Raw genomic sequence first — 26,958 nt, 5'->3', positions numbered from 1 at the left:
GGTTCGATTCCGTCCTGACCCACCATATGCGGGTGTAGTTTAATGGTAAAACCTCAGCCTTCCAAGCTGATGTCGTGAGTTCGATTCTCATCACCCGCTCCAAAAATAATGGGCCTATAGCTCAGCTGGTTAGAGCGCACGCCTGATAAGCGTGAGGTCGATGGTTCGAGTCCATTTAGGCCCACCATTATTCCGAAGTAGCTCAGTTGGTAGTAGCACCTGACTGTTAATCAGGTTGTCGCAGGTTCGAGTCCTGCCTTCGGAGCCACGGCCCGTTGGTCAAGTGGTTAAGACACCGCCCTTTCACGGCGGTAACACGGGTTCGAATCCCGTACGGGTCATCAAGCATGTTGCACATTAGTGCGACATGCTTTTTTTATGCCAACTATACTGACAACAAGATACCATTCATGAATGAAATTGTATCTCTAATTCCCAGGTAGTAACGTCTACTCTTAAATATTGAGATGGGGATAATGACTGAAGGCTTCTCTTGTCTATACTTGGGCATAGAAGTTAAAGCCTTTGACGGATGTCACGGAATCGGAAGGGATTTCATGTAGGGTGTTAGCCTAAAATCATCATATCCATGCGGTAACGGCTAATTGATTGTAACAGTAAAATGCCACGTCCTACGGCATTACCAAAATCAACGACATCGTGTCGATCCTCAATACAGGCTAAGCGAAAGGACAATTCCGGACGCAATTATGCCAAGATATAATTCATTAAAAAACCATGCTCAATAGTTTTTCCTCTGTAATTTCCTCTAATTTTTATAATGTCTACTCAAAATGGGAACCCTAATCCATAAATAAATTTAGAAAAATAAAAGAGATGATATTAAATATTGAACAAAGTATTTCATATATAAAAGATGTATGTTTTCTAGCAGATATTTTCGTGGTGAATATAGTTCTATTCCTCTAATATGAGGGTAGATGGAGGAATTCGATATGAATTTACATGAAGTACAGCAGTTTTTAGAACTTTATCAAGTAGAACAAAATAAGTCGAAAACATGGCTAGAAAATAAATTACAGCAAATTAAAACAGCAGGCGAATATATACCGACAACAGAAGAATTAATCTTTGGTGCACGAGTGGCTTGGCGCAATAGTAATAAGTGTATTGGTCGATTGTTTTGGCAATCGCTACATGTTGTAGATGCCCGTGATATTTCAAATGAAGAGGGTATCTTCACTGCTTTGCTTGAGCATATTAAGTATGCAACTAATGGTGGGAAAATTCGCCCAACAATAACGGTTTTTGCACCAGGGCGAGTTCGTATATGGAATCATCAGCTAATTCGTTATGCTGGCTATGAAACGGAGTCTGGGATCGTTGGTGATCCGCATTCAGTTGACTTTACAAAAGTATGTGAATCACTTGGCTGGCAAGGTGAAAGAACAGCCTTTGATATCCTTCCGCTTATTGTACAGGTGGATGGAAAGGAGCCACAGGTGTTTATAATTCCTGATGAATATATACTCGAGGTACCAATTCGTCATCCAGGATCTCCTCAAATAGAGAAGTTAGGATTGAAATGGTATGCAGTGCCGATTATTTCAAGCATGCGCTTCCAAATGGCAAGTATTGATTTTGAGGCCGCCCCATTTAATGGTTGGTATATGGGTACAGAAATTGGGGCACGTAATTTAGCGGATCAAGAACGTTATAATATGCTTCCTGCTATTGCGGAAATTTTCAATCTCGATACAACTAGACAGGCTTCTCTATGGCGTGATCGTGCATTAGTTGAGCTGAATATTGCAGTTCTACATTCCTTTAAAGAGGACGGTGTCAGCATTGTAGATCATCATACAGCTGCACAGCAATTTAAATTGTTCGAGGAAACAGAAGCAGCAATAGATCGTAAAGTTACAGGCAATTGGACGTGGTTGATCCCACCTCTTTCACCAGCTACAACGCATATTTTCCATAAGCCTTATGTTAATGTTTATAATACACCGAACTATTTTTATCAGAAACCAATGTATGAATAGAACTGTTTTATTTATATACTGAATGTTGTCTTTCGCAAATAAAAAAAGCACTGGTTTGTTTAAAACTAGTGCTTTTTAACTTCTTTCAGAGGATATCCGAGCACCCGCTGAAAGAAGTTAAAGCCTCCGGCGGATATTAATTCACATATTCATTTTTAGAAGCTCTAAATGAACATATGAAGAGTATTAATACTACGATGACAAATAACCAACCCGCGGTATTCCAGCCGCCGAATAAATCATGCAAATAACCAAATAAGATTGGACCGATTGCGGCTAATAAATACCCTAATGATTGGGCAAACCCTGATAAATCAGCTGCCTCAAAAGCTGTACGGGTACGTAGTGTAAAGAACATCATTGCTAAAGCGAATGAAGCCCCTCCAGCTAAGCCTAGTAGCACCATCCACAGTACAGCGAGGCTCTTCCATTCCATCACTACTCCGATAAAGCCAACTAAGTAAAATACAGTAAACATTAATACGAGAGGTCGTTGAGATGTCATTTTACTAGCGATAATAGGCACCACTAAAGCCATTGGGACTTGTGAAAATTGCATGATGGAAAACATCCACCCTGCACGATCTGCAGCTAATCCTTGTGATATATATATTTCAGGAATCCAAGCGGCGGTTGTGTAGAATAATAATGATTGAAACCCCATAGCGCCCGTTACTGCCCAAGTAACAGGAGATTTCCATAATGGTGTACGTTCTTTCGTTGTTTTAACAGTCGGTTCAGGCTTATTAAATTTCAACTGCGGAATCCAAATTAAAATGGTTAACACGACAAGAACAAGTGCGATTGCCAGCGCTCCTTGCCAGCCAAGTGATGAACTGGCAACAGGATAGCTAATGCCAGCACCGAGTCCAGCTGTTAAATTCATCGACATTGTGAAAAATGCCATAAGTAAACCTACGTGATAGGGAAACTTTAATTTAAGTAATCCCGGAATTAGTACATTACCGAATGAAATGGCTATGCCGATTAACATAGTACCGACTATGAGTAAACTAGTTGTGCCAAGGGAGCGTAGTACAATTCCTAACGCTAAAAGAATAGTTGATAAAAATAATGTTATTTCTAGCCCCAATTTACGTGCGACAATTGGTGCGAATGGAGAAATGATTGCAAATGCTAGTAGTGGGATCGTTGTTAGAAAGCCCGCTAGTATATTAGATATGCCGAGATCTTCACGGATAAAGGAAATAATAGGTCCAACCACTGTTAGCGGCATCCGTAATGTCGAAGCAATACAAATTACGCCGATAACTAGTAATAAGGTTGTACCTTTCCAGTTAATTTTCCTGCTTGAATAAGTATCGGTATGTTCATGTGTAGTCAAGTAAATCCCCCCCTGTTAGAACAATTTTGATTGAATTACTATACTACTTTATCACACTAATCAAAATAGTGGAAAATTCACAAAATACCGAACATTGTTCGAGTTATTGAAATGGCATAGGTCGTATGTTAAACTAAAACCCATCATAAATTTAATATTTATATGCCTCATGTTTATAGTGAGGTAGAGGTCGCGGTATTTAAGAGTATGCTAATGGAAATGACAAGCATTAGAGATATTAGTTGAAAGGAAATACTGCCGAAGTGTGAGGGGACTTGAAAACCTCATGCTGGGGCTGTCTCCGAAAGGAACAGAACTGTCACGTTTGAACAACGTGTTGAGCTATCATTTTGAAAGAACAGAGGATTTACTTAGCCATCACAGTAATGTTCATGTGATGGCATTTTTTTGCCTCTTATAAAAGGAAGGAAGCTATAACGTGAGTGAGATAAAAGTCAATCAGCTCGGTCATAAAGCGCCGAAGTTGAAAAAAGAATTAAAAAGCCGTCATATTACAATGATTTCATTAGGCGGTACAATCGGTACAGGATTGTTTTTAGCTAGTGGAGGTGCCATTGCGCAAGCAGGTCCTGGAGGTGCACTACTCGCCTACGCATTAATCGGTATCATGGTGTATTTTTTAATGACGAGCTTAGGAGAAATGGCAGCCTATATGCCATCATCGGGTTCATTTAGTACGTATGCTACCAAATTTGTAGACCCAGCTCTAGGCTTTGCACTTGGTTGGAACTACTGGTACAACTGGGCAATAACAATTGCGGCAGAGATTTCTGCTGTGTCATTAATTATGAAATATTGGTTCCCAGATAGCTCATCAGCACTTTGGACTGTTTTATTTATTGCGGTCGTTTTAACGTTTAATCTATTATCGGTAAAAAGCTATGGTGAAAGTGAATATTGGTTTTCCATGATAAAGGTTGTAACTGTCATTATCTTTATAATCATTAGTTTCTTAATGATTTTTGGTATTTTAGGAGGAAAAGCTCCTGTAGGCTTTACGAATTTCTTTATCAGTGATGGACCATTCCACGGTGGCTTCCTTGCTACATTTGGTATTTTCTTAGCTGCGGGATTCTCGTTCCAAGGAACAGAGCTACTTGGAATAACAGCAGGCGAGACAGATGACCCTGGAAAAAATATTCCGAAAGCAGTTAAGTCGGTTTTCTGGCGCATTCTTTTATTTTATATTTTAGCGATTGGTGCAATTGGCATGCTGATTCCATTTACAGACGCACGTTTGTTATCTGAAGATATTGCTGTGTCACCATTTACACTGGTGTTCGACCGTTTAGGAATTGCCTTTGCTGCTTCATTGATGAATGCTATCATTCTAACAGCGATGCTATCAGCAGGGAATTCAGGGCTTTATGCATCGTCACGTATGCTTTGGCAATTAGCGGTAGATGGACATGCACCGAAATTTTTCACTAAACTAAGTCGTCGAGGTATTCCAATTTATGCATTATTGGCGACTTTAGCAGTAGGCTGCCTAGCATTTTTAGCTTCATTCTTTGGTGATGGTGTGGTCTATATGTGGCTTCTAAATGCTTCCGGGATGTCTGGCTTTATTGCCTGGCTAGGAATAGCATTTAGCCATTACCGTTTCCGTCGAGCGTTCGATGTACAGGGCTTAGATCCGAAATTGTTGCCGTATAAAGCAAAGCTATTTCCATTCGGTCCGCTGTTTGCCTTTACGGTTTGTATGATTGTTGTTATTGGACAAAACTACAATGCCTTTATGGGTAATACAATAGACTGGTACGGAGTCCTTGTCTCGTATATCGGTATTCCACTGTTCTTGCTGTTATGGCTTAGCTATAAAATTAAGCATAAAACAAAAATGATTCCACTAGAGCAATGTGATTTAAAAGTCGAATAATTAATAAAAAAGCTGTCCTGTGAGTTATAAAAATGCTCGCAGGACAGTTTTTTTAGGTATGAAATATAGAAACCTCAAAAATTTGTATAGATAAAATTTATTTATTCAGATTTAAACGGAGGGTTTCTAGTTTCCAAAATTTTTGCCTACTTTTGGTGGTAAGTCCGAATGTGGTAGACTGTTGTATAAATGGCAATCAATAGATATGTTGGAAAGAGGTGCGTGAAGGTGCAAAAGCATATTTTATTAGTAGAAGATGACCAAGCCATTCGTGAAATGGTAGAAAGCTATTTAACGATGGAGGGGTTCCTTGTTACCTCTGCCGTAAATGGAGAAGAAGCACTACAAAATTGTTTAAACAATCGCTTCGATTTAGTAATTTTGGATATTATGATACCGAAACTTAATGGATTAGAAGTTTTAAAGATTGTACGAGAGCAAGCATCACTTCCGATTATCATCATGTCAGCTAAGGATAGTGATGTCGATAAAGCGTTAGGCCTAGGGTTGGGGGCAGATGATTATATTGCCAAGCCATTTTCGATGCTGGAATTTTCGGCGCGTGTCAAAGCCGCAATTAGAAGAGCTACAAAATACGCCAATCAAGAAGAGGATAAGAAAGATATAGTAGAGGTAGACAACTTATTGATAGATCTTGTTAATTTTTCGGTAGAGAAGAATGGACAAATGCTAAAGCTAACGTCGAAGGAATTTGCCATCTTAAAATTATTTGTAACAAATCGTAATCGTGTTTTTACAAAGCAGCAAATTTATCAATTGATTTGGAATGATGCTTACTATGGGGATGAAAATATTATTAATGTACATATAAGAAGATTACGTGAAAAAATTGAAGAAGATCCATCCAATCCGCAATATATTAAAACGCTTTGGGGCATCGGCTATAAATTTGAAGGGTAAACGCTATGATTATATTTTTATTACTGATGATGGTGTTACTCGTAGGAATTATTATTTTTCAGGTGAGAGCAAAAAGGCAACAGGACACTACGATTCAATACATGCATCAAAAACTGCAAGTAATCATTGATGAACAATCGAACGAAAAGATTTTAGTGTCGACGGTCAATCAGGAATTGCAGCAGCTACTTATTGTGATGAATGCGTTGTTAGATCACAATCAAAAAGTGCGGGCAACACATCGAAAAATGGAAAGCTCCATGAAAAAGATGCTGGCCAATATTTCGCATGATCTTAAAACGCCTTTAACAGTTGTACTAGGTTATTCGGAAATGCTGCAGCTTAATCAGTCACTTAGTGATGAAGAGCGGCAAAGGTTACTCATTGGTGTTCATTCTAAAACATTGGAAGTATTAAAAATAATTCATACATTTTTTGACCTGGCAAAATTGGAGGCTGGAGATACAGATTATCCAATGACGAAAATTAATGTAGGTGAAATTTGCCGAAAAAATATTTTATCATTTTACGATATGGTCACGTCTATGGGATTAGAGATTGATATAGAAATACCAGAAATGTCCATGTATGCCCTTGGTAATGAAGAAGCGTTAGATAGGGTGCTGAATAATTTATTGTCAAATGCTATTGCCTACGGTGCTGCAGGAAACATCATTGGGCTCACGGTAAGAAATGATGATACTACTATTTTTATTGATGTTTGGGATCGTGGTAAGGGGATTGACGAATATCATATTGATAATGTTTTTGAAAGATTGTATACGCTTGAGGATTCTAGAAATAAATCCTTTCAAGGGAGCGGTCTTGGCTTAACGATTACAAAACGTCTTGTAGAATTAATGGAGGGCTCTATCCAGCTTTCTAGTATCCCATATGAGAAGACTATTTTTACAGTTTCTTTAAAACGAATGACATACTGAGCAGCCGCGCTTGTAGAGCAATTTTATGGCTTTACAAGCTTTTCTTCTGCACTTAAGAAATTTGTAAGAATCAAGTAATAAATTAGAGAGCTTCATTTTTTATAATAAGGGTAGCTAAATTTAAGGGAGAGATCTACATGACATATATTGTGAAAACAAATCAGCTTACAAAGGTGTTTGAGGGAAAAGAAGTCGTTTCTGCTGTGACTATGCATGTGAAAAAGGGAGAGATATACGGGTTTTTAGGTCCTAATGGTGCCGGAAAAACGACAGTCATGAAAATGCTAACAAACCTTACGAAGCCAACGAGTGGAGATATTGAAATCTTTGGTGAAAAATTAATGGACCGCTCATACGATGTGCTAAAAAGGATGGGAACGATTATCGAATACCCGATTTTTTATGAAGATTTAACAGCAAAGGAAACATTAGAATTACATTGCGAATATATGGGCTATTATGACAAGAAAGAGATAGCTCATGTTCTAGATTTAGTAAAGCTAACAAATACGGAGAATAAGCGTGTGAAAGACTTTTCTCTTGGAATGAAACAACGATTGGGTATTGCACGTGCAATTATTACGAAGCCGGAATTACTTATTTTAGACGAACCGATTAATGGACTAGATCCGGTTGGCATTAAAGAGCTTCGAGAGCTATTTAAGATGCTTTGTAAAGAGTATGGAATTACGATTATTATCTCTAGTCACATTTTGGGTGAAATTGAACAATTGGCAGATACAGTTGGGGTTATTAAAGATGGAAGATTAATTAAGGAAGTATCAATGGACGCTGTCAACCGTAGTCAAGCAGATTATATTGAAGTGATTGTTAATGATGCGAAAATGGCTGCCTTTATTATAGAAAGTAAATTGAACATTACTAACTTCAAACTAATGGATGATTATTGTATTCGAATTTATGAATCAACGGCTTCCCAAAAGGTGCTATCTAAAACATTGATTGAGCATGATATTGAAATTGAGGGCATTAGCAAAAAAACAAGCTCATTAGAGGATTATTTCTTGAAGTTAATCAATGGAGGTGTAGCTAGTGCTTAATTTAATGCGGCTAGAAATGAAAAAATACCATATTGGTTCATATATAAAAAAAGCCGTTTTAGCAAATTTTATAATACTAGGTGTTATATTTCTGCTTATCTTTATTACTAAAGTAGAAGGGGATCAAGATCTCAGAAATTATCAGGCGGCATTTGGCTTTATAGATTCAGGTGTAAGAGCAGTATTTATTATTTTTGCTAGTGTGTTAATCGCTAAATTCATTATTGGAGAATTCAAATATAGAACCATCACTGTAGCATTTATGTATCCATTAAGTAGAAAAAAATTAATTGCTTCAAAGCTAGCCATTGTTGTTCTTTTTACTTTTTGTGCAATTATTTTATCGACTATTTTTGTAACAGCAGTTTTTTGTACTGTTAGTGAGAGTTTCCAATTGCTTCCGGATACATTAACGCTTTCTTTCATAATACAACGAATTCCCGCTGTGATTATGAATGCAGTTTCATCATCATGCATCGCATTAATACCATTGTATTTTGGTATGAAAAAATACTCTATTCCGGCAACGATTGTATCATCTATATTAATTGTATCAGTCGTATCATCGAATTCAGGCAACTTCACCCTGTATGATATAATTTTCATACCAATCACTTTAGCTATTATCGGTATAAGCGTAGCCTATTTATCATTCCGAAACATTGAGAAAATAGATATTTAAAGTTGAAAAAATAGCGCATCGTAGTAGGGGTGACAATTGTATACCATATAAAAGTTGATTGAAGAGGAGACTTGGCGACTCCTAGGGGATTAGCTATAGGGGAACGAAGGCTAAAGGCATGGCGAAAGCGAAGCGACAGCAACAAATGTTTTATCTGTAGCGAAAGCAAAGCGGCAGCTACAAATGTTTTATCTGTGCGAAAGCGAAGCGACAGCAACAAAGCGCCCAGTCGGAACGAAAATCAACCGCACGTTATAGAGAGTATGCCCCTTACATATAGAAATGCCAGACACAAGACCACATCAAGGTCTTTGTATCTGGCACTTTTTTTAACCAAATACCGTTTGCCATAATAAATAAAGATTTAAAGTAACTACAATTACCACGACAATCCATCCTAGAATTGTTGTCATACGACGATTGACTAGGCTGCCCATAATGTCACGCTTACTTGTAAACAGTACAAGTGGTACAAGAGCAAACGCAATACCAAAAGATAAAATAACCTGACTTAGGACAAGTGCATAAGTCGCATTTACGCCAGCTGCAATGATGACCAGAGGAGGTAGCATTGTAATAGCTCGACGTAAATAGAGCGGAATTTTCTTTCGAATAAAGCCTTGCATCACAACGTCCCCGGCAAGTGTACCAACTGAAGAACTAGCAAGACCTGCAATGAGAAGCCCTAAACCAAAGGACACTGCCGCCATCGGACCAAGCGCCTCTTTTAATCCGTTATAAGCGATATCTAAATCTTCAACTACTACGCCTTGTGTATGGAATACTGCCGCAGCAATAACAAGCATACTCATATTGATGGCACCAGCAATGATCATTGCGATGATTATATCAATAAACTCAAAACGGAAAATCCGTTTCTTCTCTTCATCATTTCGGCCAACGATGCGGTTTTGGGTTAATGAAGAATGCAAGTAAATAGCGTGTGGCATAACCGTTGCTCCTAAAATACCTGTTGCCAGTAAAATAGAATCTACTCCCTCAAAGCGAGGTGTGAACATGCCTATTGTTACTTCGCCCCAATTCGGCTGTGCTAAAAATGTTTGGAATGCAAACGCTAATACCACAATAAGCACCATGCCAGAAATACCTGCTTCAAACGCTCTAAAGCCTCTGCGCTGTAATTCTAAAATAGCAAATGAGCCGACTGCTGTAATAAGCGCTGCAGGTAACATTGGAATATTGAATAATAAATATAGCCCAAGTGCAGCGCCAATAAATTCTGCAAGGTCTGTTGCAATAATGACCAATTCAGCCTGTATCCATAAAAATATAGAAGTTTTTTTAGAAAAATGTTCACGTGCTACTTCAGGTAAATTTTTACCTGTCGCAATACCAAGCTTTGCCGATAAGGATTGAATTAAGACCGCCATTAAATTAGATAAGGCGATTACCCAAAGCAGTAAATATCCATATTGTGAACCTGCTGTAATATTCGTTGCGAAATTGCCTGGATCAATATAGGCAACCGCTGCAATGAAGGCTGGGCCGAGAAACGGTAAGATTCGTCGCCAACCTGTTATATCTCCATCTAAAACCGCCTCAGCAGACGATTTTGACATGCGTTTGTAAACCATGTTGTTCCCTCATTTCAAAGAGTATCGCGAGTGAAATAAAGTTTCCTAGAGGAAAATGTTATATTCCTATTTTATAGCTAGAATGAAAAAATGTGAAGGAGTTTGCTCAATTTTTTACTTAATTCGAAATGTTTTTGTAAATCACTTCAATGGAAGAATTCTGTTTGTGTACTAATGTATTGAAGCAACATAGCAAAATATTCGATTCTTTGAAAATGATTAAGGATTAATGTACGTAGCTTTTTTTTATGCGGGAATATACTTATAAGGTGGCTTTTTAATTGATTTCCAATTCGGATATTCACATATTTTCTACTCTTATTAAAATAATATTCCTCAAACAAAAATTCATCGCCGAAAGTTAAGGATAATATTTGCCAGGAATATAAGTTATTTGGAGTGAGGAGCATGGAAATTAACCATACGTAATGGTAGTGAAGCATTCTAAAAATAGTCGAAATAGCAAGTGAAAAAAATTTTTTGTAACTGCTCTTTTCATCTTTACTTTTTTTAATTACAGGCGTAATATGACATCATTATAAAAGTTTCAAATTTCTAAATCGCTGAAGCAATTAGACGCGGGGGACCCAATTTTTACGGATTACATAGGTAATCCTTGGGGTGAATCTCTTCATTTATGGAAGGGTAGGGCTACTCAGGCCCGAATCCGACAGCTAACCTCGTAAGCGTTAAGAGCAGAAAAGTGGAGCTTGGCAGACGAATGAACGTCTACAAGTCTTATTTAGTGATGACTTGTAGACTTTTTTTTCTCTTGTTTAATGAAATAAGGCCACAGCGATAGCTAAAACCGATTATGCACAAGTGTAATCGATTTAGAAATGCGGAACACATTCTATGAAACTAGAAGGTGTAGAATATGAAATCCTCATTAAAACGTTATATTATCGGTAAACCATTAAAATCTGATGCGTTAGGGGAACAAAAGCTTAGTAAAACAAAAGCGCTTGCCATACTATCGTCTGATGCTTTGTCATCGGTAGCGTATGGTCCTGAGCAAATTTTAATTGTACTCATGACAGTAAGTACGGTTGCCTTTTGGTATTCACTACCGATTGCTGCTGGAGTAGTGGTGTTACTGACAGCACTTATTTTCTCGTATCGTCAAGTTATTTTTGCGTATCCGCATGGTGGTGGAGCATACGTAGTTTCTCGGGAAAATTTAGGTGTCAATGCTGGTCTAGTCGCAGGGGGATCATTGCTTGTCGATTATATTTTAACCGTTGCGGTAAGTGTGTCTGCTGGGACAGATGCTATTACTTCGGCATTTCCAAGTTTGCATCCCTATAACGTGGTAATCGCTGTGTTTTTTGTGATTTGTTTAACGATTTTAAACCTACGTGGAGTTACAGAATCTGCTTCCATTTTAGCGTATCCAGTTTATTTATTTGTAATCGTGATGTTGATGTTAATCGGGGTAGGGATTTATAACGTAGTAACAGGGCAAGTTCCTGCACAGTTGCATCCAAAGGTTGGTACACCAGTTGCAGGTATCAGTCTATTTATCTTATTAAAAGCATTTGCATCGGGAAGCTCAGCTTTGACTGGTGTTGAAGCAATCTCAAATGCTATTCCTAATTTTAGAGATCCAGCGCCGAAAAATGCGTCTAAAACGTTATTGGCCATGGGTAGTATTTTAGCAGTGCTATTTATCGGTATTGTGAGCCTAGCTTATTTTTATGGAGTTGCTCCAAATGGGAAAGAAACGGTTGTTTCACAAATAGCGGAGGCAAGTGTAGGTCGTAATATCTTTTATTATATCGTGCAAGGAACAACAGCGATGATATTAGTGCTTGCTGCGAATACAGGTTATTCAGCCTTTCCTTTACTGGCTGTCAACTTATCGAAGGACGGTTTTATCCCAAGAATATTCCAGATTCGTGGGGATCGACTTGGTTATTCCAATGGCATAATGATGCTTGGTTTAGCTGCCATTGTTTTAATCATGTTATTTGATGGAACAACAGAGCATTTGATTCCACTTTATGCAGTTGGTGTATTTATTCCGTTTACTTTAGCGCAGGCTGGAATGATGAGAAAATGGTGGCGTGAAAAACCAAAAGGTTGGCTTGCTAAATTTACAATCAATACGGTTGGAGCGATCATTTCCTTTATTGTAGCGATGATGTTTTTCGTGACAAAATTGCCGCAGGTATGGCCAGTGTTTATCTTTTTACCAATTATTATTTGGACGTTTCACCGTATTAAACAGCATTATAAAACAGTTGGTGAACAACTTAGATTAGATCATGAGAAATTACCGGATGTTGAGGGGAATGTTTTCATTGTACCTGTTGCTGGTATGACGAAAGTAGTCGAAAACACATTGCATTATGCGCAGTCATTAAACGTTGATAAAATTATTGCCTTTTACGTAGCCTTCGATCAAGCAGATGCCAAAGCGTTTGAGGAGAAATGGAAAGCTTGGCAGCCAAATATACGGCTTGTCACATACTATTCGCCCTATCGAAGTATTACGCAGCCGTTGATGAAGTTTATTGATAAGGTTGAACATCAATGTATAAAATCAGGCTACCAAGTAACAGTGATCATTCCACAGTTTTTACCGAAAAAAGGGTGGCATCATATGTTACACAATCAATCGAGTTTATTAATTCGTACATCGCTGTTATTTCACAAAAATATCGTCATTATGACAGTACCATTCCATTTATCAAAATAATGACTAGCAAGCTCGAAAATTGTCTGATATAATCATAACGTAATTGTAAAACACGAACGTTTGCAATTGAAATTTACTAGAATGACAGTAAATTCCGAAAAAATAGACTTTACTATGTGTAAGATATAGGCACATACCGAATAAAGTACCATTTTTGGAAATGACGCCATGGCGTGATTAACATAAAGAAGTTTTTACAGCTTAATACTATTTCACTCATATAATAGCAAGAATACGGCTTGCAAGTTTCTACCGATTTACCGTAAATAAATCGACTATGGGTAGCAATGCTTTAGAAGACTGCATATCGTATGTTTTCTATTCGTTTCGACGTTTTTACGCTGAATGCTTTGCTCCACTCGTAGATGATTGGAATCAAAGTATTCAGCGTTTTTTATTACTTGCATTACTTCTGGCTTTTGCCTGTATCGTAATGTAAGTCGCTCATAATGAGTTATTACTATAAGAAAGAAGGATAACAAGAAAATGAAGTTATTACACGAAAAAATTATGCAAGAGGGTAAAGTTTTATCTTCATCTGTATTAAAAGTAGATTCATTCTTAAATCATCAAATTGACCCAATGCTTATGAAGGAAATAGGCCATGAGTTTGCAAACCGTTTCTCTGATCAAGTCATTACAAAGATATTAACAATTGAATCTTCAGGTATTGCTCCGTCTGTCATGCTAGGTCTTGAAATCGGTGCTCCTGTGGTGTTTGCACGTAAACGTAAATCATTAACACTATCAGATAATCTGTTCTCTTCAAAAGTACATTCTTTCACCAAAAATGAAACAAACGATATTTCAGTATCACGTAGTTTCTTAAATGAAGATGATAACATTTTAATTATCGACGATTTCTTAGCGAATGGGGAAGCTGTTAAAGGTTTGCTTGATATCGCCGCTCAAGCTGGTGCAAATGTTGTAGGTGTCGGCATTGTGATTGAAAAAGGCTTCCAAGACGGTGGGAAATTATTACGCCAGCAAGGGGTTCGCATAGAATCATTAGCAATTGTAGATTCTCTTGAGGATGGCAAAGTAACATTTGCTGCGGAGGCTAATGCGTAATGAATACCGTTAAATCGACGACGCTAGCTATTCAACATTTACTTGCGATGTATGCTGGAGCCATTTTAGTGCCACTGATTATCGGTGGAGCAATTGGCTTTGATTCAACACAAATGACGTATTTAGTAGCGATTGACATTATGATGTGTGGGATCGCAACGCTTTTACAAGTGTATTCAGGTAAGTTTATCGGTATTGGTTTGCCAGTAGTACTAGGCTGTACATTTACAGCAGTTAGTCCAATTATTGCAATCGGTACAAATCCTGAACAAGGTATTACTGATATTTATGGATCTATTATTGCATCAGGTATAATCGTTATGATTATTGCAGGCTTTTTCGGTAAGTTAGTAAAATTCTTCCCTCCAGTTGTTACAGGCTCGGTTGTGTCGATTATAGGTATCTCATTACTACCAGTAGCTTTAAACAATATGGCAGGTGGACAAGGGGCAGCAGATTTTGCATCTGGCTCTAATGTAACCTTAGCGTTTATTACATTGGTCGTTATTTTAGTCGTTTATCGATTTTCTACAGGCTTCGTCCGTGCAATTTCCATTTTAATCGGTTTAGTTGCGGGGACAATCCTAGGAGTATTTATGGGGAAGGTTGATTTTAGCCCAGTGTCAGATGCTGCCGTAGTACACATGGTGCAGCCATTCTACTTCGGGATGCCAACATTTAATGCATCTGCAATCATTACAATGACACTTGTAGCAATGGTTTCTTTAGTAGAATCATCAGGGGTTTATTTTGCGCTAAGTGATATTTGTAAGAAAAAATTAGATTCAAAAGATTTATCACGTGGGTACCGTTCAGAAGGTCTAGCCTCTGTGATTGGCGGTATTTTCAACGCTTTCCCATATACAACTTTCTCACAAAACGTGGGACTTACACGTATGTCGGGCGTAAAAGATCGTAAAGTCATTTACATCACAGGTGGTTTGCTAGTAGCACTTGGTTTCCTACCAAAAATCGCAGCATTAACTACGATTATTCCAACACCAGTACTTGGTGCGGCAATGCTAGCGATGTTCGGTATGGTTATTACGCAAGGTATGGGCATGCTAGTACCTGTCATGAATGAATCAGCGGAAAACGCGATGATCGCTGCAATTGCAGTCAGCCTTGGTGTTGGTGTATCAGTTGTACCTGGAATTTTCGATGCACTGCCAGAAAAAGTATCTCTTTTAACATCTAACGGTATCGTCTGTGGTTCGGTTACAGCGATTATCCTTAATATTTTATTCAACATGATTGGGCCGAAGCATAAGGAAGACCCTATGCATGGGGAAGCTTAAAATAATTTAATACATTCATCAAAATATACAATATATTTTGATGAAAAGAACGTTGTCACCTCCTTTAATCTATTGATTTAGATTTGAGGAGGTGGCATTTTTTATGCGGGATACGATGGGCAATAAGGAAATATTTCGAAGTCGGTTGGAGATGGACGGCTTTTTTAATTCATTTGTCCTATGTTGAATTCTATTTGTAAGTGTAACTAAGCAAGGGTATAAATGGGTGGTTATAGTTCACCAGCAATAGCTAGTTGTCTCATTTATTTCATAATGTTATCCTATATAAAGGTAAAAATGGCTATTGTAAAGTATCTGTATATAGAATATTATGAAACTTGTGGAAAGGGAGGGTATAAATGAATTTAAAGACTGCTGAAGAAGTTATTAAAGAACTACAAGTAACTATGAAGTCACATATGTGTCAAGAAGAAAGAATGAAATTAGAAGTTTGGCTTAAAGAATATTACATAGATGAACTAATCAAAAAGAAAATACAATAAAATTTGGGGGCACTTCTTTTCGGAGTGTCTTTTTTATATCCATCACTGTCGGTCGTTCCTGACATTGATGGACCTTCTACAAAGTACTATCTAACGGTAGCAGCTATGGCTCTGTGACTATGGGGAAGCATACAAAATGTCATCTACTTCTATAGTAGGTGACATTTTTTTTAAAAAGTAAATGTTTAAATTCTTATTGTTGGGGAATGAAGGAAATAGCCGCATTTTAATTTCTTTGAGCAGATTTAGCCGAAATGTGACGAGGCATATTCGATTGGAATGCAGGTCGATATCACAACATATATTTAGAGTATATAAAACTACTTTTTGAAAGGTCTCTTACAAATGAAGAGTATATTTTTGATTGTAATACTTCAATTAGTTTATGTGCCTTTTTTAACGTTACGTACAATATTTTTAGTGAAAAACATTACGTTCCTTGCTGCCATATTCGGGATGCTGGAAATGCTAGTGTATGTATTTGGCCTTTCTCTTGTCTTTAATGGAGACCAAAGTATTTTAGCGATGGTTGTTTATGCTGCTGGTTTTGGTTTAGGTATTTTCCTCGGTGCTAACATTGAGCGGAAACTGGCCATTGGCTATGTCTATGCGACGATCAATACACAAAATAAGAATGAAGAGCTTGTAAAGTTTCTTCGTAATGAAGGATTTGCTGTGACAATCTATATTGGGGAAGGTAGAGATAGTAATCGCTATAAATATGAAATCTTAACAAAGAGAAACCGTGAGACGGAATTGTTCCAAATTGTTGAGCATTATGAACCGAATGCTTTTATTATTTCGTACGAGCCTAAATCATTTAAAGGTGGATTTTTGCTAGATCGAATGAAGGTAAAACACAAATAGTTGCCCCAAACATTGCCCTTTTGTTTATATGCAGAAGGGCATTTTTTTGTTCATCACCAAAAGTTGTGGATGACTTTGTTAAAACGTCTATTATGTAAATAAGTCGGAACGGAAATCAACCACACGTTTGATGATGATCCATTTTTTGTATTGTATTCACACAATTTATAGAGAAATTTAGCGACCAAGCTCGATAAAAAATAGTAGTACTATTACACCGACAGACGTGAACAATAACATGTTCAATTCGATTTTTTCATACTATAAAAACATGCTAAGTCTCGGAGGGGGGTTTTATGTATTTTTTTACGAAAGGCTTGGTCATTGTTATAGGAAGTGCCGCGGTATCATTAGGAATTAATTTATTCTTAACACCCTATCAAATTTTAGATGGGGGAGTTGTAGGGATAGCGCTTATTTTACACTATATATATAAGCTTAAAATAGGTTTAATGATCATCATTATTAGTATTCCAATCTTTGTGATTTCTTGGTATAAATACAGAGCTTATTTTTACAATAGTATACATGGATTAATCGCATCTTCACTTAGTATCGATTTATTAAAGCCCGTTCGGAATCTTATTCAGGTAGACGCTATCTATAGCGCTATATTTGGAGGGGTGCTTATGGGTTTTGGTGTGGGCTTGATGCTTAGATTTCAGACAAGCACTGGTGGTACAGATTTGATTGCACAATTTCTAAGTGATAAAACCGGAATTAATGTCGGGATACTTATTTTCGTGATAGATTCAATCGTCATCGTCATTGGGGGACTGCTTTTATCTTCTAATACATTATTGCTTTCGATTATTACAATTTTAGTAGTAGGAATTACGACAAGTATCATGACTAGTCGTGTTTAAAAAAATAGCTTCAGTAGGACTGAAACTATTTTGGAATTCGCTATCGAGAGCTTTTCATCATTCTTTTTTTAGGGTGTGCAGGCTTTACTTCTGCAATTAATATGGCGAGTAAAATCATGACAGCACCTACGACCATACGACTAGTTAATACCTCGTGTAAGAATATAACGGATAGTATCATGCCGAAGAAAGATTCTGTAGACAGGATAATTGCAGCCTTTGTAGCAGATGTATATTGGTTCGCAATATTTTGAAAAAGATAGGCGAGCGTAGTTGAAAAAATGGCTAAATAAATGATTGAATAGATAGCTTCTTTTTCAAGAGTGGTCGGGATATCGCCTTGACTGACTACGACCAAGATACCTAAAACAGATGCTGTGATAAATTGAATAATCGTGAGAGCAATGGCATCTTCCTTTTGTACAAAAAGGTTTGTGCAAAAAATATCAAAAGCGAAGGCGACGGCACATGCTAAGGAAAGTGCATCTCCAATATTCATTGTTAGCGAGCCTTGCAGAGAGAGCAAGCCGATACCAACAATAGCTATAATCGAACCGATAATCTCATAGCCATCTATACGGCGCTTGTAAACCGCAAACGCAATTAATGGGACAATAATGACATTGACAGCGGTTAAAAATGCATTTTTAGAGGGTGTCGTATATTGTAATCCTACTGTCTGAAGGGCAAAAGCAATATACAAAATGCTTCCTAATAAAATACCTTTCCAAATAACCGATTTTGAGGCATTTTTTAATCTAGCACCGAATAAGACCGTCAATATAATGGAAGCTAATAAGAATCTACCTGCCATTACTTGATAGGCTGTTAAATATTCCAATGCAATTGCCGTTATGACAAAACCGCTACCCCAAACGATTGCAGTGACTAATAGCATACCATCAGCTATGTATTGTTTCATTATTCTTCCTCCTAACTTCAATAGAATAGCATGAGATGGGAGAAAATAGGTTGATTTTAATTCTAAAAATTCAGGCGTTTTTTTGTACTTATTCCAAAGCTGTCATTCAACATTCGTTTTGCTATGTAATAAGTACAATTTAACGGCTGCAGCTATACGCTCATAAAAAACATAATCATTTTCTAAAGGTGCTACTAGCTGACGTATTTTTGACAGACGATAACGGATTGTGTTTGGATGACAGAAATGAGCAACGGCTACTTCTTTAATATTTCCTTGTTTTACGACATAGGTGATAGCGGTTTTCATTAAATCTGGATCAGCCTCTTCTATAAGTAGGGGACCGAGATAGCTATTTACATAGTCCATAGCAAATTTAGCGTCCTTACGATGCAATTCAATTAACAACCAATCGGAAGCAAGGTTCTCATAGTGACATATAGAAGTTGTGTTAATTTCAGCCATGATACGTGCATAAAAGGCTTCACGAACAGCAATAGGGAAGTCTGTTTGTGTTACGTGACAGCGGCTATAGCCAAAGGTCAATGAATCCGTTGAAATTGCATACATCGTTAGCCATTCATTGAGAAGTTTTTCAAATCGAAAATGTTGGGATGGATGGGTCATTACAATAAAGAGGCTCTTTTTATAGGTACAAATCATCCCCAATTTCAATAGAGGCTCTAATTGAAAAAAAGATTGCATCCATTGATTATTTACGTGATCTTGCAATTGAATATTAGCAACAAATACATATTTTTCAAAAGGTTTATTGATTTGCTGTAAAATTGACTGTATCTGCTCAGCAGTTAGTTCTTCCTCCATAAGGCGTCGCATGATTGTATCTAAAAAGAATGAATAATCCTGCGTTTTTGCATAGGCCATCGTTTCTAAAATAATCTTTTCAAAAAATTCATCTCCGCCAAATCGCAATATCGGGAAATTTTGTTCATCTGCATAAGCGATTACTTCCTCTGGTAAATCCTTATAAATAACAGGTTTATAAGCTAGAGCGCTTGCGCCTAGTTCAATAAGGTTTTTCACGGCATTCCATAAATATTCAGGTGTTTGCTTTGCGAATAATAAACTGCTTAAAACAACACTATTCGGTGAAAAAACCGTTTCTCTCACCGTTTGGATATCAGGTGAAAATTCGAAGTCTAGAATTTCCACATTTTGAACGGGTTTATGTAATCCATTGCGACCAGCAACGACAGTAAAATCTTTTGTAATAGGCAATTGTAAAAAGTTCTCTACGTTCATTAGGCTATCAAACAACCTTTCTTGTAATTGAGCTTTTACTTCTATGACTTATTATAACTGATAAAACACAGTGAAATAGCGATAAGGCAATTCGAATCGTTGATCAATTAGCCAATTAAAAAGAATCTGCTGAAGTTCTACAGACAAAGTCCGGAAAGCAAGCAGATTCTTTCACTTTTATCAAATTTAGATGTTAGCGAAAATATTAGGTTTTCTATTTTTCATCGGATTCGTTTGTTCAATAGCGTAACCAACGTTAAGAATACGACCTTCTTTAAAGGCTGGACCAATGATTTGCAGGCCTACTGGTAAATTATCTTTAAAGCCACAAGGAACGGAAAGGGCAGGTAACCCTGTTAAGTTACTCGGGCCTGTAAAACGAATGATATTATCAATTAAATCAACTTTTTCACCATTTAAATAGGCAAAGTCATCACCAATAGTACTTGCCACTACAGGTAATGTAGGCGTAATAAGTACATCAACCTGCTTAAAAATCTGTGTGAACTCTTGTTTTATTTGTCGTCGTACCTGTTGAGCTTGTAGGTAATCAACGGCAGAAGGTAATTCACCTAGCTCAAATAACAGACGAATATCATCTCCGAAATCCTGTGGTCTTTTCTGTAAATCAGAATGATGGATAGCAGCTGCCTCCGAAAGGGAAGTAACGAGCTCTGCCCATTCTGCATATTGCAAGGATGGGATGCGAACGATTTCAACCTTGGCTCCTTGATTTACTAAGCTTTGAATACTTGCTCGAACAGCCTTTTCTACATCTGAATCAACGCGGTTAAAGAAATATTCTTCGTTGATGCCGATGACTAAGTCCTTCACATTGCCTGAAATTTGCTGTACATAATTTTCTGTTGGCACGTCTGTACAAGTAGGGTCTCTATGGTCAAATCCAGAAATAACCTCAAGTAAGCCAGCTGCGTCTTTTACTGTCTTTGTCATTGGACCTATATGGTCTAAGCTCCAAGCAAGAGGGTAGCAGCCATATTTACTGACACGTCCATGAGTAGGCTTTAAGCCGACAATCCCACAGGCTGATGAAGGGATTCGAATAGAGCCAGCTGTATCTGTACCTAATGATGCAACGCTTGCCCCTGCTGCAACTGCTGCGCCAGAGCCGCCACTAGAACCACCAGGAATTTTATCTAAGTCCCATGGATTGCGAACGGGTCCGTAATGAGGGTTATTATTCGTGATGCCCCATGCGTACTCATGCATGCTTAATTTACCTGTGAAAATAACACCGGCATGACGAAGCTTTTCTACAACCGTCGCATCATAATTTGAAACGAAGTCCTTATGAATCTTTGATGACATCGTTGTTATCTTATCTTTAAAGTACAAATTATCCTTTAGTGCCATAGGAATTCCGTGATACATTCCTCGATACTGTCCATTCAAGATTTCTTTTTCTACCAGTTGTGCTTGTGCTAAGGCTTCTTCACGATAAAAAGCCATATATGAATTAATTTTAGGCTGACTTTCTTCAGCAAAATCTAAAATTGCTTTCGTTAATTCGACAGGAGAGAGTTTTTTAGTTTCAAGTAAAGGTGCTAGCTCTTCAACAGATTTTAAGTGTAAATCAGTTGTCAATGTGGTCACCTCCAGGGATGCTACGGATAGCGATATCAGCATCATCAATAGCGATGCCTTCTAAATTACCACGAAGGGATTGCATACCTTCCCAACGTGCTTTTAGAAGTTCAAGGTGTTCAGATTTTGGTGTAATTCCTTTGTTCTCCAATAATTGTTGAATCGACAAACTCATTAACAGGATCCTCCCTTGAAAATAGTTTTTATCTAAATAGGTCTCCCTATAAAGAACAGATTTTTTATTATAAAAAATCATCGCCATAGAGTGGGATAAGCTCTGATGCTTCCCTGGAGTTGGAGATAATTAATTATTTCACGATAAAAATAATAAATTCTTGCAAAAGGTAATAAAATACTATTATTACAAGCATACACTATTTACAATATATATCAATGAATTGATTGAATATATAATTTATTGCGAAAAATATACTACTCTATCAAGTAATTAAGAGTACTTTTAATAGAGCGGTGTTAACTATTGAAAAGGAATTCTAGTGCTAGAGCCACCTCTTTTTACATATTATTCACAGTACATTTACAACCAAAGCGTACAATAGATCCTAATAACCAATTTAAGAGGTGCGAAAATGGAGTCTGTTGTGAGACAAAGCATAAAAACAAGTAATTTATTTTCTTATTTAAAGTATTTATACGGGCAGCATCAAAACAATACGCTCTATATAAAACGTTTAAAAGCATTGAAGCAAATTATGCAGGACAAGAATTTACATACTTATTTTCAGCCTATCGTCGATTTACAGACGAGGCAGACGCTTGGTTTCGAGGCACTAAACCGTCCGGAGCCTTCGGAATTGTTTAATAGCGTCGATCAGTTTTATGAATTTGTTGGGCAAACGGACTGTGTATTTTTATTTGAATGCTTTTGTCGTAATCTTTCATTACAGCGTTTTAAAGAACGACTGCATAGAGAATGGATAAACGAGAGTTTTTTAGTATTTGTCAATATACATCCTAATGTGTTACTAGATAAGAACTACCATAGTGGTGAAACCTTGCAGTTATTAAAGGAGCTTGGCATAAAACCACAGCAAGTAGTGTTTGAGCTAACTGAACGTAGTGCTGTGATAGATTTTGTAGAGTTTGAACGTGTATTATCACATTACCGATCACAGGGCTATCGAATTGCAGTGGATGATATGGGTTCAGGCTATAATAGCTTGAAAACACTTATTTATTTAAAGCCAGAGTTTATTAAACTAGACCGTTCCTTAATACAATTTATTGATAAAAACAGCGAGCAGCAGCAGCTTGTTACATTGCTGATGCGATACGCAGAGCAGGCTGAGACCAAAATTATTGCAGAGGGTATTGAACGTCAGGAAGAGCTTCATTATTTACATGATATTGGAATCCACTACGCGCAAGGTTATGCGATAGGGAAACCCGCAAAGGAAATACAATTGGGGAAAATAAGGATGGATGGCCATGAAGATAGGGGAAGTCATAGAAAACGTTCCTTGTATTGATGAATTCGTGAAAAATCAAGAGGTGGATTTACTGTTTACAAGTAATCCGTCATTACGTAGTGTGGTTGTTGTTCGAGATGACAAACCAATTGGGCATATTACACGTACACATTTCTATCAAAAAATTGGTACACGCTATGGCTATAATTTATTTATGGGACGGCATAATCAGCTTATTATTAAAGAGAATCCTTTAATGGTAGATCGCAATATACCAATAACAGAAGTCAGTACGTTAGCAATGTCTAGACCTCCAGAGGACTTATATGATGATGTGATTGTAACGAGAAATGACTTATATTATGGTGTAGTCAGTATTCGAGAGCTATTGTTAAAGCTCGTAGAGACACAAGTAGCTATTGCTAGTTTTTTAAATCCATTAAGTAGTCTTCCTGGCAATAAATTAATTGATGAAAAGCTAGAGGGAGCATTACAGCTATCACAATTTAGTTTAATATATTTTGATTTAGATCATTTTAAATCATACAATGACACGTACGGTTTTAATAAAGGAGACAAGATTTTACTGTATTTAACAGATATTTTGAAAAGAAATATAGATTGTACAGAAGATTTTTTAGGGCATATTGGTGGAGATGATTTTGTTGCAATTCTTCCGCATTATGAAGCTGCGCCAATCTGTCAAAGGATTATTGATGAGTTTGAAGCATGTATTTTAAGCTTTTATGATGTAGAGGATTTAACCCATTTACAAGTACGAAATAGGGCTGGTAAACTAGAGCCTTTTTCTTGTACTTCGCTATCCATTGCGGTTATTACTAATCAATATCAGCAATTTGAATCTGTTGATCAATTGTCGGATGCGGTGACACGTGTGAAAAAACAATGTAAAAGAATTTCGGGAAGCTGTTACCTTATTAATGACCATGAAAAAGAAATTTACCTCGTTCATTAAATGAAGTATTTCAGACTGTGGGCAAGCTCGTAATAACTTGAGCTTACCCACAGTCTTTTTTTATAACGGATCTTTCTACAACGGAGATGGGCTGAATTATGAAATTCGATTTTAAGGGCATAATCAAAAGAAATAAATCGCCTTACTTTAGGAAATTATTAATCTAAATAAAACATACTTGAATTATAGGGATTATAGGTATATAATTCGATTTACATTATAATTAAACTTCTTAGGAGGCTTTCAATTGTCAACATTACAAATTATTCTTAACGTTGCCGTTTTACTCGTGTTCGTTGGAATTTTATATTTTATGAATAAAAAGCACGTTAAGTTTTCAAATCGTGTTTTTACGGCTCTAGGCTTAGGTATTGTACTTGGTCTTGGACTGCATTTAATATATGGTATTGATTCGGATGTATTAGCAAAAACAACAAGTTGGTACAATATTATCGGTACTGGGTATGTTAAATTATTACAAATGGTTGCGATGCCATTAATTTTCATTTCCATCTTAATAGCCTTTACGAAAATGAAGGTAGGTAAAAACTTCGGTAAAATGGCCGCTCTTATTTTAGCTATTTTAATCGGCACAACCGCTGTATCAGCTGCTGTTGGTATTTTTTCAGCAACAGTGTTTCATTTAGATGCTTCCCATATTATGCAAGGTGCTGCTGAGGCAGAGCGCGGAGCATATTTAGAGGAAAAAACTTCTGGATTAACTGCACCGGATTTACCAACGCAAATTATTGAGTTATTCCCAGCAAATCCATTCTTAGATTTAACAGGTGCTCGTTCTACATCAACAATTGCTGTTGTCATTTTTTCAGCATTCTTAGGTTTTGCTTACTTACGTGTAGCACGTAAGGATGGAGATACTGCAGCTACTATTAAAAAAGGCTTGGATGCCATCTATGCATTAGTAATGGGCGTTGTAACAATTGTTTTACGTTTAACACCATATGGTATTTTAGCAATTATGGCACGTACAGTGGCAACATCTGATTTCGGGGCAATCTATAACTTAGGTAAGTTTGTTGTAGCGTCTTATGTAGCGTTATTTATTGTGTTATTAGTACACTTACTCATTCTTACTTTAAGTGGTTTAAATCCATTTACGTACTTAAAGAAAACTGCGGAAACATTATTGTTTGCCTTCACTTCACGTTCAAGTGCAGGTGCTTTGCCAATGAACATTAAAACACAAACAGGTCGTCTTGGCGTACCAGAGGGTATTGCAAACTTCTCGGGCTCATTTGGTTTATCTATCGGTCAAAATGGCTGTGCTGGTGTTTATCCTGCAATGCTAGCGATTATGATTGCACCGACAGTTGGGATTAATCCGCTTGATCCGGTGTTTATCATTACTGTTATTGCAGTTGTAGCTGTCAGCTCATTTGGTGTAGCTGGTGTCGGTGGTGGTGCGACATTCGCGGCCATTCTTGTATTATCAGCACTTGATTTACCGATTGCACTTGCGGGTATATTAATTTCCGTTGAGCCATTAATTGACATGGGCCGTACTGCTCTTAATGTAAGTGGTTCAATGACTGCAGGTGTGACAACAGCACGTATTACAAAAGAATTGGACACTGAAATGTACAACAATAAAGAATTAGGTGCCCAAGTATCGGACCTATAATAAAGCAGAGCTACTCTTAATTTTTAGAGTAGCTCTTTTTTCTATATTATTTTTACGTAAAAATCTTTGCCATTAATTAGTTCGTTAATTTCAATGTCATAATTAGTTTTATAGTAATTATAGATGCTTTGCGCTAATCCAGAGTGTCCATTTAAATAGGTTCCTTTTTTAATCTCCCTACGAGGATTATGAAAATCAAAATACAAGCGAGAATCGTGACACATTGAATCTAAAATAGCTCTAAACTCTTGTTCTTCAATATGAATTCCACGTGTATATCTGCACTCTCTTCGGTACGTATCGTGGGAAACATTCACCGGCGACGACTCAAGAACCATTTCGATTTTTTTACTCAAATGTTATCAGCTCCTTTTTAGAAATTAGCACTGAAGGGTAGAAAAGAAAATGTTTATATTCGTTAAAAGAAATACTATTTTTATACAAGTTGATTGAAGTGGAGGCTGGGCGACTCCTTGGGGATCAGCGATAGGGGAACGAAGGCTAAGAACATCACATCCTGTGATAACGCCTTCGTGACCAACCTCGTGTTGGCCCGAGACCCTGGAGCGAGCAGCGCGAGTGAAGCGGCTCATCGGACGCCCCCAGGAAAGCGCCCAGTCGGAACGGAAATCAACCACATGCTATTGTGATGATCCATAATATAGTTCAAGTATATAATTATCAGAAAATTATAGCAATTTTTTCTACCAATCTTGTTGCTGCATTTCTTCTGCTACTACTTGTAAATCATACGCAGTAATCATTAAAAGTGTATAGTCGTGTGTTTCCATATACTTTTCTGCAAGACGTTTCATATATTTAGGGGAGCCTTCATTCTCTTCATCATAAATAAGCAGCAGACCATCTGTGTTTTGGATAATGAATTTGTCTTTTTCGATAAATTGCCATGGAGCCTCGTATGGCTTTTTCGTTACGCTTGTTACAAAATCTGCTTGAGCTATTAATGCTTGATATTTTTCTTTTTTATGTTCTTGCCAATTTTTCTCTTGCTCTAAAAAAGGCGTGATAACAGAATATTTTAAGTGAGGAAACTCCTTTCGTAACATAAGAGTAACCTCGGCACCCCATGTTTCTACACCTTGCTGACCACTAATAATCACCCATTCTAACCCTTCATCGATTAATATACGTAGACGGTTTTCTAGTGCTTTCTTTATAATGGCAATACCAGGGTGCTTGTCATTAAAAATGCCTAATTCATGTGGTCTATAGCCAGTAATAATAATCCGCTGTAGCAAAAAAACGCCCCCTAAGCTGTATAGTATGTGTAGTCATAGTATACAGTAGGGGGCAAGTGAAAACGAATTCCAAGATAGTGTTGTATAGTTGTTCCCAAGTAAAG

23 protein-coding genes, 4 tRNA genes and 3 riboswitches are annotated in these 26,958 nt (G+C 37.2%); of the genes, 19 read left to right on the top strand and 8 right to left on the bottom strand.

Features of this window, described 5'->3' with window-relative positions:
- Positions 1 to 28 precede the first annotated feature (28 nt).
- From MOK21_RS19710 to MOK21_RS19690, 5 genes are all read left to right on the top strand, one after another.
- Positions 29 to 102: transfer RNA gene (locus MOK21_RS19710), tRNA-Gly, on the top strand.
- An 8-nt stretch (positions 103 to 110) separates the two neighbouring features.
- Positions 111 to 187: transfer RNA gene (locus MOK21_RS19705), tRNA-Ile, on the top strand.
- A gap of 4 nt (positions 188 to 191) precedes the next feature.
- Positions 192 to 268, top strand: a tRNA-Asn gene (locus MOK21_RS19700).
- A 1-nt stretch (position 269) separates the two neighbouring features.
- A tRNA-Glu gene (locus tag MOK21_RS19695) sits at positions 270 to 341 on the top strand.
- A gap of 615 nt (positions 342 to 956) precedes the next feature.
- Positions 957 to 2,006: a nitric oxide synthase oxygenase gene (locus MOK21_RS19690; RefSeq protein WP_283164812.1), complete on the top strand. Its 1,050-nt coding sequence runs from the start codon at positions 957 to 959 to the stop codon at positions 2,004 to 2,006.
- Between the two features lie 136 nt (positions 2,007 to 2,142).
- On the opposite strand, the gene MOK21_RS19685 is transcribed toward MOK21_RS19690, so the two are convergent.
- Positions 2,143 to 3,351: a CynX/NimT family MFS transporter gene (locus MOK21_RS19685; protein WP_249075654.1), complete on the bottom strand. Its 1,209-nt coding sequence runs from the start codon at positions 3,349 to 3,351 to the stop codon at positions 2,143 to 2,145.
- A gap of 176 nt (positions 3,352 to 3,527) precedes the next feature.
- Positions 3,528 to 3,704, top strand: a riboswitch (Lysine riboswitch).
- 86 nt (positions 3,705 to 3,790) lie between these two features.
- On the opposite strand from MOK21_RS19685, the gene MOK21_RS19680 reads away from it, so the two are divergent.
- The 5 genes from MOK21_RS19680 to MOK21_RS19660 all read left to right on the top strand — a co-directional run bounded on the left by MOK21_RS19680 (position 3,791) and on the right by MOK21_RS19660 (position 8,856).
- The gene (locus MOK21_RS19680) at positions 3,791 to 5,251 is read left to right on the top strand and encodes an amino acid permease (RefSeq protein WP_249075653.1); all 1,461 of its coding nucleotides are present in this window, start codon (positions 3,791 to 3,793) and stop codon (positions 5,249 to 5,251) included.
- 228 nt (positions 5,252 to 5,479) lie between these two features.
- Entirely contained in the window at positions 5,480 to 6,172 is a 693-nt protein-coding gene (locus tag MOK21_RS19675; RefSeq protein ID WP_249075652.1) for a response regulator transcription factor, read from the top strand.
- Between the two features lie 5 nt (positions 6,173 to 6,177).
- Complete coding sequence (locus MOK21_RS19670; RefSeq protein ID WP_249075651.1) at positions 6,178 to 7,113, top strand: sensor histidine kinase; 936 nt, start codon at positions 6,178 to 6,180, stop codon at positions 7,111 to 7,113.
- 137 nt (positions 7,114 to 7,250) lie between these two features.
- The gene (locus tag MOK21_RS19665) at positions 7,251 to 8,174 is read left to right on the top strand and encodes an ABC transporter ATP-binding protein (RefSeq protein WP_249075650.1); all 924 of its coding nucleotides are present in this window, start codon (positions 7,251 to 7,253) and stop codon (positions 8,172 to 8,174) included.
- The gene (locus MOK21_RS19660) at positions 8,167 to 8,856 is read left to right on the top strand and encodes an ABC transporter permease (RefSeq protein ID WP_249075649.1); all 690 of its coding nucleotides are present in this window, start codon (positions 8,167 to 8,169) and stop codon (positions 8,854 to 8,856) included. The genes MOK21_RS19665 and MOK21_RS19660 overlap by 8 nt, the downstream gene beginning before the upstream one ends.
- Before the next feature lie 329 nt (positions 8,857 to 9,185).
- On the opposite strand, the gene MOK21_RS19655 is transcribed toward MOK21_RS19660, so the two are convergent.
- Positions 9,186 to 10,451 carry an Nramp family divalent metal transporter gene (locus MOK21_RS19655; protein ID WP_283164810.1) on the bottom strand — a complete coding sequence of 422 codons (1,266 nt, stop codon included), beginning with the start codon at positions 10,449 to 10,451 and terminating at the stop codon, positions 9,186 to 9,188.
- A gap of 551 nt (positions 10,452 to 11,002) precedes the next feature.
- Positions 11,003 to 11,154, top strand: a riboswitch (cyclic di-AMP (ydaO/yuaA leader).
- A gap of 174 nt (positions 11,155 to 11,328) precedes the next feature.
- Between MOK21_RS19655 and MOK21_RS19650 the strand changes: the two genes are divergently transcribed.
- The 6 genes from MOK21_RS19650 to MOK21_RS19625 all read left to right on the top strand — a co-directional run bounded on the left by MOK21_RS19650 (position 11,329) and on the right by MOK21_RS19625 (position 17,757).
- A complete protein-coding gene (locus MOK21_RS19650; RefSeq protein ID WP_249075648.1) occupies positions 11,329 to 13,152 on the top strand; it encodes an APC family permease in 1,824 nt (607 codons plus the stop codon).
- Positions 13,153 to 13,348: 196 nt separating this feature from the next.
- Positions 13,349 to 13,450, top strand: a riboswitch (purine riboswitch).
- Between the two features lie 188 nt (positions 13,451 to 13,638).
- Positions 13,639 to 14,223 (top strand): xanthine phosphoribosyltransferase, encoded by a 585-nt coding sequence (locus tag MOK21_RS19645; protein WP_249075647.1) that lies wholly within the window; start codon positions 13,639 to 13,641, stop codon positions 14,221 to 14,223.
- Positions 14,223 to 15,521, top strand: a complete 1,299-nt coding sequence (locus MOK21_RS19640; protein WP_249075646.1) for a nucleobase:cation symporter-2 family protein — start codon at positions 14,223 to 14,225, stop codon at positions 15,519 to 15,521. Before MOK21_RS19645 ends, MOK21_RS19640 begins: the two co-directional genes overlap by 1 nt.
- A gap of 359 nt (positions 15,522 to 15,880) precedes the next feature.
- Complete coding sequence (locus tag MOK21_RS19635; RefSeq protein WP_249075645.1) at positions 15,881 to 16,024, top strand: hypothetical protein; 144 nt, start codon at positions 15,881 to 15,883, stop codon at positions 16,022 to 16,024.
- Between the two features lie 345 nt (positions 16,025 to 16,369).
- A complete protein-coding gene (locus tag MOK21_RS19630; RefSeq protein WP_249075644.1) occupies positions 16,370 to 16,891 on the top strand; it encodes a DUF2179 domain-containing protein in 522 nt (173 codons plus the stop codon).
- A gap of 296 nt (positions 16,892 to 17,187) precedes the next feature.
- A complete protein-coding gene (locus MOK21_RS19625; RefSeq protein WP_249075643.1) occupies positions 17,188 to 17,757 on the top strand; it encodes a YitT family protein in 570 nt (189 codons plus the stop codon).
- A gap of 40 nt (positions 17,758 to 17,797) precedes the next feature.
- Here the strand turns inward: MOK21_RS19625 and MOK21_RS19620 are convergent, their stop codons facing one another.
- The 4 genes from MOK21_RS19620 to MOK21_RS19605 all read right to left on the bottom strand — a co-directional run bounded on the left by MOK21_RS19620 (position 17,798) and on the right by MOK21_RS19605 (position 21,722).
- Positions 17,798 to 18,679 (bottom strand): DMT family transporter, encoded by an 882-nt coding sequence (locus tag MOK21_RS19620; RefSeq protein ID WP_249075642.1) that lies wholly within the window; start codon positions 18,677 to 18,679, stop codon positions 17,798 to 17,800.
- A gap of 102 nt (positions 18,680 to 18,781) precedes the next feature.
- Entirely contained in the window at positions 18,782 to 19,942 is a 1,161-nt protein-coding gene (locus MOK21_RS19615; RefSeq protein ID WP_249075641.1) for a PucR family transcriptional regulator, read from the bottom strand.
- Between the two features lie 186 nt (positions 19,943 to 20,128).
- The gene (locus MOK21_RS19610; RefSeq protein ID WP_249075640.1) at positions 20,129 to 21,547 is read right to left on the bottom strand and encodes an amidase; all 1,419 of its coding nucleotides are present in this window, start codon (positions 21,545 to 21,547) and stop codon (positions 20,129 to 20,131) included.
- Positions 21,537 to 21,722 (bottom strand): hypothetical protein, encoded by a 186-nt coding sequence (locus MOK21_RS19605; RefSeq protein ID WP_249075639.1) that lies wholly within the window; start codon positions 21,720 to 21,722, stop codon positions 21,537 to 21,539. The genes MOK21_RS19610 and MOK21_RS19605 overlap by 11 nt, the downstream gene beginning before the upstream one ends.
- Before the next feature lie 415 nt (positions 21,723 to 22,137).
- Between MOK21_RS19605 and MOK21_RS19600 the strand changes: the two genes are divergently transcribed.
- From MOK21_RS19600 to MOK21_RS19590, 3 genes are all read left to right on the top strand, one after another.
- The gene (locus MOK21_RS19600; RefSeq protein WP_249075638.1) at positions 22,138 to 23,037 is read left to right on the top strand and encodes an EAL domain-containing protein; all 900 of its coding nucleotides are present in this window, start codon (positions 22,138 to 22,140) and stop codon (positions 23,035 to 23,037) included.
- Positions 22,997 to 23,953 (top strand): GGDEF domain-containing protein, encoded by a 957-nt coding sequence (locus MOK21_RS19595; RefSeq protein ID WP_249075637.1) that lies wholly within the window; start codon positions 22,997 to 22,999, stop codon positions 23,951 to 23,953. Before MOK21_RS19600 ends, MOK21_RS19595 begins: the two co-directional genes overlap by 41 nt.
- Positions 23,954 to 24,266: 313 nt before the next feature.
- Entirely contained in the window at positions 24,267 to 25,595 is a 1,329-nt protein-coding gene (locus MOK21_RS19590; RefSeq protein ID WP_283164816.1) for an L-cystine transporter, read from the top strand.
- A gap of 41 nt (positions 25,596 to 25,636) precedes the next feature.
- On the opposite strand, the gene MOK21_RS19585 is transcribed toward MOK21_RS19590, so the two are convergent.
- Entirely contained in the window at positions 25,637 to 25,951 is a 315-nt protein-coding gene (locus tag MOK21_RS19585; protein ID WP_249075635.1) for a hypothetical protein, read from the bottom strand.
- 348 nt (positions 25,952 to 26,299) lie between these two features.
- The gene (locus MOK21_RS19580) at positions 26,300 to 26,854 is read right to left on the bottom strand and encodes an SLOG family protein (protein WP_249075634.1); all 555 of its coding nucleotides are present in this window, start codon (positions 26,852 to 26,854) and stop codon (positions 26,300 to 26,302) included.
- Positions 26,855 to 26,958: the final 104 nt, after the last annotated feature.

The organism is Lysinibacillus sp. BPa_S21 (assembly GCF_023337795.1).
GTDB lineage: Bacteria > Bacillota > Bacilli > Bacillales_A > Planococcaceae > Lysinibacillus.
This window is presented reverse-complemented; position numbering and strand designations above follow the sequence as displayed.